Genomic DNA, 13,415 nt, shown 5'->3' with positions numbered 1-13,415 from the left:
GTTGGCGCGCGTGCCGGGGCCCGCCGACTTGCTGCTGATCGACGCGACGATTTCGGCGTAGTGAACCTTCGCGACGCGCGACACCGCCGCGACCATCGGAATCGTGGCCTGACCGCCGCACGTCACCATGTTGACGTTGGGCGCTTCGATGTGTGCGTCGAGGTTCACGACCGGCACACAGTACGGGCCGATGGCAGCGGGCGTGAGGTCGATCACGCGAATCGACGGCTTGAACGTGCGCAGCAGCGCGGCGTTCTTCACGTGAGCGCCGGCCGACGTCGCGTCGAACACGAAGTCGATGTCGTCGAAGCAAGCCAGGCGCGTGAGCCCTTCCGCACCCTCATGCGTGGTCGCCACGCCAAGACGCGCGGCACGCGCAAGACCATCGGAGTTCGGGTCGATGCCGACCATCGCCGCCATCTCCAGATGCTTGCTGTGGCGCATGATCTTGATCATCAGATCCGTGCCGATGTTGCCCGAGCCGATGACGGCAACGGAGAGTCGAGAGTTGTCTTTCACGATGCCGATTCCGTTTGATTGGAGAACTGCGCCCGGACGGCGCCGAGGCCCTGAATGTGGGCGGTGAACACGTCGCCCGGATTGACTGCAACCATGGGGCCAAGCGCGCCGGTCAGCACGATGTCGCCGGCACGCAGCGGCGCGCCGACCTGAACCATCTTGTTCGCGAGCCACACGGCGGCATTGAGCGGATTGCCGAGGCACGCCGCGCCCGCGCCAACGCTCACCGGGTCCGCGCCGCGCTCCATGACCATGCCGCAGCTAACAACGTCGAACGCTTCGAGCTTGACCGGCCGGTTGCCGAGCACGAAGAGGCCGCTCGAAGCGTTGTCGGCCACGGTGTCGGCGAGGCAGATATCCCACTGCGCGATGCGGCTGCCGACCACTTCGATTGCCGGCAGCGCGTATGCGGTTGCGCCGATGATGTCTGCAATCGTATGACGTTCGTGGCTCAGATCGCGTTCGAGAATCAGCGCGATCTCGGCCTCGACCTTCGGCTGCTGCGTGCGTGCAAACGGAATCTCTTCACCATCGCCATACGCCATGTGATCGAACAGCACGCCGAAGTCCGGCTGATCGACGCCGAGTTGTTTTTGCACGGCCACAGACGTCAGTCCGATCTTGCGGCCGACGAGCCGCGCGCCACCTTCGAGTTGCCGCTGCGTGTTGATCTGCTGTACACGGTAAGCGTTGGAGAGCGGGTCGCCATCGAGGGCGGCGATCGCCTCGCGAACCGGCTGCACTGCGCCGAACGGCTGCTGGTGCTGCGCTTGCCAGAGCGTGTCCGCAATGACCTGAAGTGCCTGAAGCTGGGTCGTCATCACGCCACCTTCACGCAAACGTTGGTCAGCTCGGAGTAGAAGTCCATGGAATGGCGCCCCCCTTCGCGACCGAAACCCGAGAGCTTGGCGCCGCCGAATGGCGTGCGCAGATCGCGCACGAACCAGGCGTTGACCCACACGATGCCGGTTTCGAATTGCGGTGCGACGCGGTGCGCGCGGCTAAGGTTCGTAGTCCACACGGAGGCAGCGAGGCCGTAGGCGCTATCGTTTACGCGGCGCACCACTTCCTCTTCGGTATCGAATGGCGCGATATGGCAAACCGGCCCGAAGATTTCCTCGGTCACGCAGCGTGCGGTGTCGGGCAGACCGGTCCAGATCGTCGGCTGAACGAACGCGCCGTGATCGCAATCGTTGCCGAACTGCGGCACGCCCCCGCCAGTCACAACCGTCGCGCCCTCTTCGGCGGCGAGCTTGAAATAGCCGAGCACTTTCTCGCGATGGCCCTTCGAGATCAGCGGCCCAGTCGTCGTGCCCGCCTCATACGGCGAGCCGACCTTCAACCTCTCCGTCTTCTCCTTGAGCGCCGCGACGAAGCGCTCGAAGATCGGCCGCTCGACGTAGACCCGTTCGGAACACAGGCACACCTGCCCCGCGTTCGTGAAGCTCGAACGCAGCACGCCATCCACTGCCGCGTCGAAGTCCGCATCGGCAAACACCACGGCCGCGTTCTTGCCGCCCAGTTCAAACGACACGTTCTTTACGCCATCTGCCACAGCCTTCATGATCGTGCTGCCGGTCTTCGACTCGCCCGTGAACGTGATTGCGTCAATGCCAGCGTGACGCGTGAGCCATTCGCCGGCCGCGCTGCCGCCGTGACCATGGATCAGGTTAAAGACGCCCGGCGGCAGGCCGATATCGCGCATGACTTCCGCGAGCAGCGTGGCTGAAGTGGGCGTCTCTTCCGAAGGCTTCGCTACAACGCAGTTGCCCATTGCGAGCGCCGGCGCGACCTTCCATGTGAACAGCAGCAGCGGCAGATTCCACGGCGAAATCACGCCGACGACGCCGAGGGGTTTGCGCGTCACGTAGTTGAGCATCTCGCCGACGGCCGTCGAGGTTTCGAAGAATTCGCCGCTCGCGGTCCGCACGAGATCGCCGAATGTGCGAAAGTTCGCGATGCCGCGTGCGACGTCCAGGCTGCGCGCCTGGGTGATGGAGCGACCCGTATCGGCGACTTCGGCCGCGACGAAATCGTCGAAACGCGCCTGAATCCCATCGGCGATGCGATGCAGCCAGTCCGCGCGTTGCGCGGCGCTCAGGCGACGCCACGGGCCCTGCTGCGCACGACACGCGGCCTTTACGGCGGCATCGACTGCAGCCGCGTCCGCTTCAACGACACGCGATAGTTCCCGACCGTCGATCGGGCTCAGGTTGGCAAACGTATCGGCGCCGTCGACGAATTCGCCGTCGATGAAATGGCGCAGGCGCGCCGGTAAGGCAGCGCGTGCTCGGGGGTTGGCATTCATGGGCCTTCCTGCTGACTGATTGATGTGCAGTCAGTGTAGGAGTGCCTCCGTGCGCTGAATAATCAAAACTTGCGCTGCTGATATAAAAACATGGAATAGCGAACTCACCGGCGCAGACTCACACGGCGACTATGCCGATGCCTTGGCAGCCTCGCGCAGGCACTCGACGAACGACTCGCAGGCCGGATTCAGCTCCTTGTCGGAGCGCACGGAATAACCTACGGTGCCGAACGACCCGCTTTCGGGAATGTCGAGGATGCGCAGCAAACCAGCCCGCATGAAGCGCGTGGCCGCTACACGCGGCATGACGGCCACACGCGGAGCCTCGAGCAGGATGCCGAGATTGGTCAGTACCGAAAGCGATTCGATGATATCCGCGGGCAGCTTGAGCCCTGCCTGGCGAAACATGCGCTCCACCGCGTAGCGCAGCGGCGACTCCATCGTCGGGAGAATCCACGGCGCGTCCGCAAGATCACGCAGCGAACCGATCGATGCGCTAGCCATTTCCTGCCCGTTGCCGACAACGACGGCCAACGAGTCGTCAAAGAGCTTGTGATGCGTGAGCGGGAATGCGTCGGCAATCGGCAGCTCGACCTCCGGCAGGCGGCCGACGACGATGTCGAGCTCGCCGGTCGCAAGCAAGGGAAAGAGCTGCGCGGTTGGCCCTTCCCGCACGGTGACAAGCACGTCCGGGGCACGCGACTTCAAACGCGTGATCGCAGCCGGCAACAGATGAGCCGACGCCGAGATCAGCGTGCCGATGACCACGTGCCCCGCCGTGCCGAAGCGGAAGGTGTCGAGTTCTTCAGACATGTGCCGAAACTCGGCGATCAGCGACTTGACACGTCGACCGACGACACGGCCGAGATCGGTCGGAATGACGCCGCGGCTATGACGCTCGAACAGCACACCTTCGAATGACGATTCGAGTTCCTGAATGACCTTCGTCACGGCGGGCTGCGTGAGGCCCATGTCGGTCGCGGCACGCCGGATCGATCCGGTCTCCATCACGCGGTCGAATACGAGCAGCTGACTGAGTTTCAGATTGCGGCTCAGTCCTATCTGGCTGAGAGGATAGCGATGCATGATGGCGCCGTCGATCAGGGAATCGTGAAGCTCGATCTTAGCAGCGGCGTCCCGGCGGTGCCGTTAGCGGGCGCCGATCCCGCTCATATCGCGTCGCGGCCCGGGTGTACGGCGCCGCAATGCGGACATGTGCGCTTTTCCCGCGATTCGTAGAACCCTGCAAAGAGCGGTGGCAGATCCTCGACGATGTCCTTCAACTGCACCTCGACGCGATGCACAAGGCCATCGCAGTTCAGGCAATACCATTCGAATCCGTCTATCGTACCCGGCGCTCGCTGGCGTTCGATCACGAGGCAAGCGCTGTTCTCCTCAGGGCGCTGTGGCGAATGACGCACATGTGGCGGCAACAGAAATACGTCGCCCTCGCGCAGATCGACGCGTTCGCGCTTGCCATCGATCATCAGATTCAGGTACGCATTGCCGCGCAGCTGATAGAAGAACTCTTCGTGCGGATCGTCGTGGAAATCAGTCCGATGATTCGGACCTCCAACGACGGTCACGATCAGATCGCTGTCTTGCCAGACCTGCTGGTTGCCGACAGGCGGTTTCAACAAATGCTCATGCTCGTCGATCCAGCGAGCAAAGTTGAACGGCTTGCCGTAATGCGCCATGGTTGTCCCCTTCCTTGAATTGCTGAATATGGCCGTGGTTTTGCTGGACTATTGGACCGCACCGTCGCGCGGCGCGTAGGCGATCGCCTTGATCTCGATGGTCAGCAGCGGGTGTGGCAGCTGGTGAACGGCCACCGTTGTGCGGGTCGGACCAGTCTCGTCGAAGTACTCCGCATAGACTTCGTTGTAGCCGCCGAAATCGTTCATGTTGACGAGGAACGCCGTGATTTCGACGACGTTGATCAGGTCCGCTGCCTCAGTACGGAGGATATCGCGGATGTTTTCAATGACCATGCGTGTCTGCTCGCGGATATCGACCGTAGCCGTGCCGAAGCCGTCCGCCGTCGCCCCGGCGAACGTGTTGTCGGCGCGCCGTGAACTCGTGCCCGAGACGAACAGAAAATCGCCGGCGCGAACGATATGGGGAAAGCGCCCGCGCGGCTTGGCCTTGCCTTCGACCACGCGGTGTTCAATTGTCTGGTTCATTCGACTGTCCTATCGTCATACGTTTTGCCCTCGGAGCTGAGCCGTTCAAAGCATCATCTCGCGCTCGTCAGTCTAGGCAGCGCGCGGGACCGCGAATAATCAAAGTTTCCGTTTGCGGTATTCCACGCTGGAATACCGGCGACACCGAGGCACAGAGTCACGCTGAGCTTAATGCTGCAATTCCTGGTGCATTTCGGCTCAGTTGTCGAAGCTGATGCGAGGAAGTGCAGGACCTGCTGAAGGCCGCTGCGAATCTGAACGGCGGCAGCGGCAACGCCCGTTTCCAGCAGATCGTTTATCGACTGCTGGGCGACCTGTTCAAGGCCATTGACGATCTCGACATCGCGCCCGATGAAGTCTGGGCCGGCGTGAACTATCTGAGCAAGCTCGGCCAGGACGGCGATGCGGCGCTGCTGGCTGCCGGTCTCGGTCTCGAGAAGTACCTCGACATCCGCATGGACGCCGCGGACAAGGCGGTGGGTCTCGAAGGCGGCACGCCGCGCACGATCGAAGGGCCGCTGTATGTTGCAGGCGCGCCGGTGCGCGAGAGCGTCTCGCGCATCGACCTCAACGCCGACGCCGATGCGGGGCCGCTCGTCATTCACGGCACGGTCACCGGCCTCGACGTACGAATTCCGCACCCTCATGCCGGTCGGCTATGGCTGCCCGCCGCAAGGCGCGACTCAGCAACCGTTGAACGGGTTGGGCCGTCATGGGAACCGCCCGGCGCACGTGCACTTCTTCATCACAAGCGACGATCATCGCAAGCTGACCACACAGTTCAACATCGAAGGCGACGCGCTGATCTGGGACGACTTCGCCTACGCAACGCGCGAAGAGCTGATTCCGCCCGTGACGGAAATGACCGGTGGCACTGCGCTGGGCCTGAAGGCCGATACGTACAAGGACATCGAGTTCAACCTCACGCTCACGCCGCTTGTCCAGGGAAAGGACAACCAGATCGTCCAGCGCCCCCGTGCCTCAGCTACGGCGTAACGGCTCGGCAGGACGGTAATCGCGCGGATTTTCGAGTCCAGGCGCGGATGGAGACCCGTTCTTCATTGAGTCCGTCCAGACTCACCTCGAAAGTCCTGGTATTCGAATCGGGAATACGGCCATCGAAACTTTTGATTATCCGCCCGTCACGCGGCCGCCTAGACTAGCTGGTGTCTGATCGACTGGCATTCCGGTTTGACCCGGCAAGCAAGACGGCCCTATCCCGTGAGAACGCGCAAGGTCCTTTAGTTTGCTGGGCGGTCAGTAGTCGATGCTCGTGCGATTGGAACGGAGACAGCGAAAATCATGTTGCCATCTGGAACACACAAGGAAGAGATGTTGCGGGCCGTGCGCCGCCTGTGCGACGACATTCGGGACCGCCCGCTCGACGCTGATCTCGAGGCACATCTGAACCAGGCGTTCGGCCCGGGAACCGAATCGTATGCCGAGCTTGCACGCCTCCTGAAGCTCGGCGTTCAGGAACGTTGGGCCGCCTATGTCAAGGTCGAGGGCGGGGATTATCGCCGAGGCCGGATTGCAGATCCGTCGAGTGAAACAGCGCAAATGAGCGTAGAGAGCGGACTGCTGCGCGACGTGAAAGGTCAGTACCACTGTCACACGAACGGGGAGATCAACATGATCGTCCCGCTCGAAGAAGGGGCGAAATTCTGTGGCCACGGCGCCGGCTGGCGCATTTTCCCGCCACTTAGCGAACACTTTCCGACTGTGACCGGCAACGCGCTCATGCTCTATTTTCTGCCCGGCGGAGAGATCGAATATCGTACGCCGCCAGCCGCGTGAGTGCACCTGCTGCGCGTTTGTCAGACTTTTGTTGGGAACCGTCATGAGCATCCGGATTCTCGCCGTCAGCGGCAGTTCTCGCCGCGACTCGCTCAATCAGAAATTGCTGGACGTTGCCGTGGTCGGCGCAAGAATCGCCGGTGCCGAAGTGACACCGATCCGGCTCGCAGACTACTCATTGCCACTGTACGACGGCGACCTTGAGGCCGAATATGGACTGCCTGACGGAGCACATGCGCTCCAGGCGCTTGTCGCGAAGCACGATGCGATGCTTATCGCGACGCCCGAATACAACGGCGGCTACACTGCGTTGTTGAAAAACGCAATCGACTGGATCAGCCGACCGTGCAATGACGGCTCATCGGGCGTCGCGTTGCTGACTGGAAAAGTCGCGGCGCTCGTCTCTGCGTCACCGGGACAGCTTGGCGGCGTTCGCTCGCAGACAGGCATGCGTGCGGTGCTCGACAAGCTCGGCATGCTGGTCATTCCCGAGTCGTTTGCGCTGAGCCACGCGCATCAGGCATTCGATGTCGAAGGGAAACTCAAGGACGAGAATGTTGAGCGGCTGGTATCCGGTGTTGGTGCGGCCTTGTATCGAACCGCTGCTCGGTTAGCCTGATTTTCGTTGTCGCAATCCTGCACTTTGCTCGACTTCCTTTAGGGCGAACTGCCGCGACTTTGGGGCTGAGGGAACCATTGTGTGCCCGGTGCGTTACCGCAGGTCCAGCGGCGAGCGGAGAGTTACCAGGAGTTTAGCTGTGCAGCCAGGAAGCCCAATCGTAATCGGGTTATCGGCGTAAGGCGACAAAGCAGACTATCATGATGGGAAGCTGCATTCTTCAGCGCAGGAGCACATCATGACGTCGAATCCATCCAGTGAGTCGACCGGCACCGGCACCTCCCTCGAGCCCGCGCAAACTTCCACCAGCACGACTGTCCAGCCCGATCCGAAGGGCTGGCAAAATCCTGCCGCAGACGACCTTCCCGACGCCGATGCGGCAGAGCCCGAGCCTCACGAGCATCTCGCGTCCAGAAGCGACGACAACTGATTCAACACCGCAGGTGCCGACACCCATCGTAGCCTTTCATATCGTCAGCGATCAGAAAATCAACGTTTGCTTTCGCTGCTTGCGACCGAACGCTGACTCCCTCGAATTGCGAATTGACTCGGCACCTGGCGCCTTGCGTTGCGAAAAGCGGTCACAAGACCGCTTACCTGACTAGCCCCGCAGCAGCCCTTCCGCTATTAGTGCTTCCTGAACTCGCGGTCGGCTAGCCACGCGTTGCTGAAACGCTGTGATAGCAGGTAACCGCGATATATCCAGGCCAACGTGCGGCGCCCAGTTTGTCACCGTGAAGAGATAGGCGTCTGCTGCCGAGAAACGCTCTCCCAGCAACCACTGTCGGGCCGTAAGGGACCGCTCCAGAAGTGCGTAATTTTGAAGCGTGCCTCTTGCCTTTCGGCACGGACTGGTGCGGGCGTCGAGTGATTGAAGAGCGGCGGCTTCGCGTGCGACGATATGGGACGCAAGCGAACACGCTCCCGGCGAGTAATAGAGCTTCATATCATTGCCAGTCCGGCCACTCCGGGCAAAGTGACCATGCTGACGAGAAAGTTCGAAAGGTCTACGGTTGTCGAATAACGGCCCGGCCACTGCACATGCATCCAGATCATGGCTGAAGCCATGATGGCGAGAGCGAGCAACGTCAATTCAATCATGCGTCGCCAGCGTATAGAGAATGCCCCGAAATTAAGCGCCAGCACTAGTGGAAGAAGCACCGCACTGCGAGCGATGCCAGTGATCGTGTAAAACGCCATAACCGCAAGAACCGCAAAGAGGATCTGAGCCTGGGCAAGTGCGGGATCAGCGAGGCGCTTGCTCCAATCGCTCCGAATCAAGCAATGGAACACAGACAGGGAACACACGACCACGAGCAACCAGATCAAGATCGCATCGCCAAAGTCAGTTCTTGAATCCGTGAACGGGATCATCACTGCGGCAGTTCCCGCATAGATCACGACAGTGAGCCACCAGTGCTGCAGGCGAATGCGCGTGTGGGGCTCACTTGTCCAAAGCATGATCTTGAGTCGATGCAGGAACGGTGAAGTCATAGGGCGGGATGATATTACCGCTTGTGTTCGGCCGGCCTCAGAATGTCTCCCAGGCTTCACTATTGGCTGCAACCGGGCTTATCGCGTGAACTGCCGCTGTGAGCGGTCTCGCGGCCGCCGAAGCTTTCCGGAGTGCCGGGCGCGCGGCGCGCCCGCGGGATTCCGCAAGGTTCGCCGGGACAGCAGATCCGCCCGTTGACGAGGCCGCGGCCAGAGAATCCAGACGGAAGAACGAAACCGCCTGGTTCAACAGCCGCCCCTGATCCTCGAGTGATTTCGAGGCTGCCGCAGCTTCCTCCACCAGCGCAGCATTCTGCTGCGTCACTTCATCCATCTGTGTGATCGCCTGATTGACCTGCTCGATACCGCGGCTCTGCTCGGTCGATGCAGCGGCGATTTCCCCCATGATGTCGGTCACACGCGCCACGGCCTGCGTCACTTCCGCCATTGTCTTTCCAGCCTCATTCGCGAGCGACGATCCGGCGTGAATCTTCTGCACGGAAGCGTTGATGAGTTCCTTGATCTCCTTGGCTGCACTGGACGACCGCTGGGCGAGACTGCGCACTTCGCTCGCAACGACCGCAAATCCGCGCCCCTGTTCGCCTGCCCGGGCAGCCTCAACAGCAGCATTCAACGCGAGGATGTTGGTCTGAAAGGCGATCCCTTCGATGATCCCGGTGATATCCGCGATCCTGGCGGAACTCGTGCTGATCTCGCTCATCGTGTCGACCACCTTGCCCACGACCTGATTACCCCGCCCCGCCACTTCGGATGCGCTGGCCGAAAGGGAACTTGCCTGTTGAGCGCTCTCGGCATTTTGCTTCACCGTTGACGCCAACTCTTCCATGCTAGAGGCGGTTTCCTGCAGCGATGCCGCCTGCTGTTCCGTGCGTGAGGAAAGATCCACGTTGCCCGTCGCGATCTGGCTCGCACCGATAGCGATGCTGTCGGCGGAAGTGCGAACCTGACCAATCAGGCGAACAAGGCTGACCTGCATTTCGCCCATCGAGGCGAGCACACTTCCCGGAGGGGCAGTCGTTGCCCCCGATACCGAACTCAGATCACCGCCGGCTACGCGCTGGGTCACATCGCTCAGTGCGTCGGGCTCAGCACCCAAGGCTCGCAGCAGGCCCCGAGTGATGACAACGCCAGCCACGACCGCCATTACGACCGCGGCCAGACAGAACGAAATCAGCAGGTTCCGCTGATTCTCGAATTGAACACTCGATTGCCGTACCATTTGCTCTGCACGGTCACGAGTAAAATCCAGATACTCGTTCGACGCCTTGATTAGGGCCGAGAGCAACGGCTTGCCTTTGGCGTTGATTTCCACGATTGCTGCGTCGCGCTGATTACTTACTGCAAGCCTGGCAATCTCCATAGCCACGGGACGGAAAAGTCCTTCATTTCGCGGAAGTTCAGCCGCGAGACTCCGAGCTTTCTCGCTCATGTCGGAAGCGCTTGCCACCAGGGCCTCAAACTTCTCCAGTCTGGCCTCCACCTTGCGTTCAGCGTCGTTGACAGCGGCGCCTTCCAGTGCGATATCGGCAGGCGTCGTGGCCAGCACCAGATTGTGTACTGCCATAGCGCGATCATCGACCGCGGCACGAACAGCATCCGCCGCGTCTGCTCGTGCTTTGATACCGCTGATATAGCCGGAAAACCGGTCGTTCGCGTCGTTCAGCTGCTTCAGCGACAGCCCGGACACGGTTATAACGATAGCTGTCAGGATTCCGAAAGTTATCGAGAGTTTTGCTTTCACTGACCAATGATTCAGCATGTGTCAATTCCAAAACCAGGAGGGGTACAAACAATCAAGATCGGGACGCACGTCCAATGAGACACACATAGACCTGATTGAAGTACACTTTTAAAAAGAAGTCGCACGGTTAGCGTTTTCATATTTTCGATCAGCCTGTTTCAGGGTATACGACTCGCATCAACCACAACTTGATCTGTGAGCCCGTAAGGAATTCCTGAAAATATGGTCAGCACTTCCTGACCCTATCGCTGCCTCCTGAACAGAACTGTTCTACCGAACCCACTGCCATGCCAGCAAAGGTGGCACGCTCCGCTGATCGTTCGTCGGTGGCTGTGTGTGCACGGGCAAATTGCTCGTAAGACGACAATATTTTCAGAAAATCCTTACTTTCTGTCCCGTATGTGACTGGGTAGACTTTGGATGCCGAACGACACCGTGAGAGGGCAAGTCAGGTCTGGAACTTGGACACTTACGTGCCGGGTCGGAATCGGCAGTTATCCCCTTCGCGCGTCATGTCCACCCGCATGACGCGCCTTTTCCCTTCTGTTTTTTTCGACAACTCAAAAACATTATGTATTGCAGAGTACCCAGCTTACGTGGAGACCTCCCTGTGTGTATGTACCTTTCGTCCTTCTATGTGGGCGCCAGACCCGAACAACTTGTAAGCCCGTCCGGGGTGAATCACCACGCCGCACGCTGATGCGTACCCGCAATTGCAGGGGCGATCGTCGGCATGATTTTTCTGGATGTGCCTGGAGCGTGACGTTCCTCACTCACCCCGGATTGCGCTTAATCCTGATCAGGTGAAAGGCCTGTCTTAACTCAAACCCAATGCGTTCATACAACCCGATTGCAGCTTGATTGTCACTGCGGACATGCAGGAACGCCGTATTCCCGCGTGCCTCGATATCCCTGCGCAGGACATTCACAAGTCGCCCTGCAAAGCCCTTGCCGCGATGCTCGTTATGCACGCAAACCGCGCTTATCTCGACGTAATCGTCGATGTGCATGCGCTCACCTGCCATTGCGATGAGCTGTCCTCGCTCGCGGATTGCGTGCCTGGCATGCCGGTGGCTCGCGCATTGCGGCGTCATGCATCAGCACGTTCGTGCTGGCGGAATCGCAGCTGCTGCAGGACCACGATGGCACGACGACATGGTGGCTGAATCCCCTGTTCCGCCAGCGCTATCCGGACGTACGTCTCGACGAATCGAGAATGCTGGTTCCCTCGGGTGACTTCGTTACTGCGGGAGCCGCAATGGGGCATCTCGACCTCGCACTGTGGTTGATACGTCAGTTGAGCCCCGAGCTTTCCGCTCTTGTCGCGCGTTATATGCCGGTAGACAGGCGGCCGTCGCAGGCGACGTACATGATCCCGGAGCACCTGGCCCGCGCGGATCCACTCGTCGAACGGTTCGAGCGCTGGGCACGTTCGCGGCTCGCAGAAGGCTTTTCGCTGGAGTCGGCGGCCGACGCTCTGGCGACGAGCAAGCGAACCCTGCAACGTCGTATCGAGTCGGTGCTCGGCAAATCGCCTCTGCCGTACTTTCAGGATTTGCGCGTCGAGCGTGCGCTTCACCTGATTCAGACAACTCACCTGGATATCGAGGCGATCGCCACTGAGGTCGGCTACGCCGATGGCATGACGCTGCGTACACTGCTTCGCAGACGCCTCGGACGAGGCGTGCGTGAATTGCGCCGCGATGCGCGCTGAACGCAAGTACAGCGCGAGGCCGTGGGCAATATCAACTCGACATTGCGTTTGCGCCGCGCTCCAGTTGACGACTCGACTGGATCCGTTTGAAGTGTCCGGAGATTTGGATTGTCAGTGTCACTGCTGGCGAGCTATGCTTTTTTTCATGACAGTGCGCGCCCGAGACGCACTCGGCGTGCGGCTCTATGCGCCCAGGAGCGGTCACTGGAAGTCGCGACAGGAATCCTGCGACAATCAGCCAACATTCGAATAGGGAGAGCGTCGAAAATGCTGATTGCCTTCGGAGGACTACCGGGCACCGGAAAAACAACCATAGCACAAACACTTGCTCGCAACTCACCGCGGTTTATCTGCGCATTGATACGTTGGAACAGGCATTTATCGAGGCCGGGAAGCCTTGCAGACCTTCGAGGACGTAGGGCCGGAGACACATCGAACCAGTTCGCCACATCATGACCACAACAAGAAGCCTGGCGCTCATTCTGGCATGCGTGTTTGCCTCTTCTCAGCAAGGCCGCGCGCAATGTGTCGACCTGGTCGCCAGTCTTGACGACGGTCAGTTGATGCAGTCGCGGATTGCGCTGGTCGACCGTGCCACGCCTACCGAGCAGATCCGCATCCTCGCCTACATCTTCGAAATCGATCAGACCGGCGGCCTACTGTTGCGTCATCTGGTCGAGGCGGCGCGCCGAGGCGTGCCGGTCAAGCTGCTGATCGACGGCATCGGCCCCGAGCCGCACTACCCGTTCGAGGACGAGTTCATCGTCGCGCTGCACGAGGTGGCTCCCGGCATTGAACTCCGAATCTTCCATCCACGATCCGATCTCGTCGAGATTTCGCATCGCATGCACGACAAACTGTTCCTGGTTGGCGACACGGCCGTGATCGGCAGTACCTCGATCTGGGATGCGAGCTTCCGTAACTGGCTCAGCGAGCGCGATCTGATGGTGTCGGGCGACGCCGGCCAGGATGCTTCCTCCCTGCACGCCATGTACCAGCATTTCGCCCTGTTCTGGAAT

At 60.5% G+C, this 13,415-nt stretch carries 13 protein-coding genes and 3 pseudogenes; 6 read left to right on the top strand and 10 right to left on the bottom strand.

Features of this window, described 5'->3' with window-relative positions; translation table 11 throughout:
* The 6 genes and pseudogenes from M3I56_RS39495 to M3I56_RS39470 form a co-directional block, all read right to left on the bottom strand.
* Positions 1 to 522: pseudogene (locus tag M3I56_RS39495) on the bottom strand (acetylating acetaldehyde dehydrogenase); the annotation flags it as partial.
* Positions 516 to 1,340: a fumarylacetoacetate hydrolase family protein gene (locus M3I56_RS39490; protein ID WP_254358505.1), complete on the bottom strand. Its 825-nt coding sequence runs from the start codon at positions 1,338 to 1,340 to the stop codon at positions 516 to 518. The gene M3I56_RS39490 and the pseudogene M3I56_RS39495, both read right to left, overlap by 7 nt.
* A complete protein-coding gene (locus M3I56_RS39485; protein WP_254358504.1) occupies positions 1,340 to 2,827 on the bottom strand; it encodes a 2-hydroxymuconic semialdehyde dehydrogenase in 1,488 nt (495 codons plus the stop codon). The genes M3I56_RS39490 and M3I56_RS39485 overlap by 1 nt, the downstream gene beginning before the upstream one ends.
* 129 nt (positions 2,828 to 2,956) lie before the next feature.
* The gene (locus M3I56_RS39480) at positions 2,957 to 3,913 is read right to left on the bottom strand and encodes a LysR family transcriptional regulator (RefSeq protein WP_254358503.1); all 957 of its coding nucleotides are present in this window, start codon (positions 3,911 to 3,913) and stop codon (positions 2,957 to 2,959) included.
* 83 nt (positions 3,914 to 3,996) lie between these two features.
* Entirely contained in the window at positions 3,997 to 4,524 is a 528-nt protein-coding gene (locus M3I56_RS39475) for a 3-hydroxyanthranilate 3,4-dioxygenase (protein ID WP_254358502.1), read from the bottom strand.
* A 48-nt stretch (positions 4,525 to 4,572) separates the two neighbouring features.
* The gene (locus M3I56_RS39470; RefSeq protein ID WP_254358501.1) at positions 4,573 to 5,010 is read right to left on the bottom strand and encodes a RidA family protein; all 438 of its coding nucleotides are present in this window, start codon (positions 5,008 to 5,010) and stop codon (positions 4,573 to 4,575) included.
* Positions 5,011 to 5,234: 224 nt separating this feature from the next.
* On the opposite strand from M3I56_RS39470, the pseudogene M3I56_RS39465 reads away from it, so the two are divergent.
* From M3I56_RS39465 to M3I56_RS39450, 4 genes and pseudogenes are all read left to right on the top strand, one after another.
* Positions 5,235 to 6,006: pseudogene (locus M3I56_RS39465) on the top strand (dioxygenase).
* A gap of 306 nt (positions 6,007 to 6,312) precedes the next feature.
* Positions 6,313 to 6,807: a DUF4863 family protein gene (locus tag M3I56_RS39460; protein WP_254358500.1), complete on the top strand. Its 495-nt coding sequence runs from the start codon at positions 6,313 to 6,315 to the stop codon at positions 6,805 to 6,807.
* 43 nt (positions 6,808 to 6,850) lie between these two features.
* The gene (locus tag M3I56_RS39455) at positions 6,851 to 7,426 is read left to right on the top strand and encodes an NADPH-dependent FMN reductase (protein WP_254358499.1); all 576 of its coding nucleotides are present in this window, start codon (positions 6,851 to 6,853) and stop codon (positions 7,424 to 7,426) included.
* A 238-nt stretch (positions 7,427 to 7,664) separates the two neighbouring features.
* A complete protein-coding gene (locus tag M3I56_RS39450; RefSeq protein ID WP_254358498.1) occupies positions 7,665 to 7,856 on the top strand; it encodes a hypothetical protein in 192 nt (63 codons plus the stop codon).
* A 171-nt stretch (positions 7,857 to 8,027) separates the two neighbouring features.
* Here M3I56_RS39450 and M3I56_RS39445 read toward each other — a convergent pair whose 3' ends face one another.
* The 4 genes from M3I56_RS39445 to M3I56_RS39430 all read right to left on the bottom strand — a co-directional run bounded on the left by M3I56_RS39445 (position 8,028) and on the right by M3I56_RS39430 (position 11,776).
* Positions 8,028 to 8,372 (bottom strand): glutathione binding-like protein, encoded by a 345-nt coding sequence (locus tag M3I56_RS39445; RefSeq protein ID WP_254358497.1) that lies wholly within the window; start codon positions 8,370 to 8,372, stop codon positions 8,028 to 8,030.
* Complete coding sequence (locus M3I56_RS39440) at positions 8,369 to 8,920, bottom strand: hypothetical protein (RefSeq protein ID WP_254358496.1); 552 nt, start codon at positions 8,918 to 8,920, stop codon at positions 8,369 to 8,371. The genes M3I56_RS39445 and M3I56_RS39440 overlap by 4 nt, the downstream gene beginning before the upstream one ends.
* Before the next feature lie 37 nt (positions 8,921 to 8,957).
* On the bottom strand, positions 8,958 to 10,700 hold the full coding sequence (locus M3I56_RS39435) for a methyl-accepting chemotaxis protein (RefSeq protein WP_254358495.1): 1,743 nt from the start codon (positions 10,698 to 10,700) through the stop codon (positions 8,958 to 8,960).
* Between the two features lie 755 nt (positions 10,701 to 11,455).
* Positions 11,456 to 11,776, bottom strand: a complete 321-nt coding sequence (locus M3I56_RS39430) for a GNAT family N-acetyltransferase (protein WP_375541878.1) — start codon at positions 11,774 to 11,776, stop codon at positions 11,456 to 11,458.
* Here M3I56_RS39430 and M3I56_RS39425 point away from each other — a divergent pair.
* Together M3I56_RS39425 and M3I56_RS39420 are read left to right on the top strand one after the other, a co-directional pair.
* Positions 11,734 to 12,396 (top strand): annotated as a pseudogene (locus M3I56_RS39425) (GlxA family transcriptional regulator); the annotation flags it as partial. The gene M3I56_RS39430 and the pseudogene M3I56_RS39425 overlap by 43 nt on opposite strands.
* Before the next feature lie 452 nt (positions 12,397 to 12,848).
* The coding region (locus M3I56_RS39420; protein WP_254358494.1) for a phospholipase D-like domain-containing protein at positions 12,849 to 13,415 on the top strand (567 nt) is incomplete at its 3' end.

The organism is Paraburkholderia sp. CNPSo 3281 (assembly GCF_024206515.1).
Lineage (GTDB): Bacteria > Pseudomonadota > Gammaproteobacteria > Burkholderiales > Burkholderiaceae > Paraburkholderia > Paraburkholderia nodosa.
Note: the sequence above shows the minus strand (reverse complement) of the source record. Positions and strands in the feature narration are given on the sequence as shown.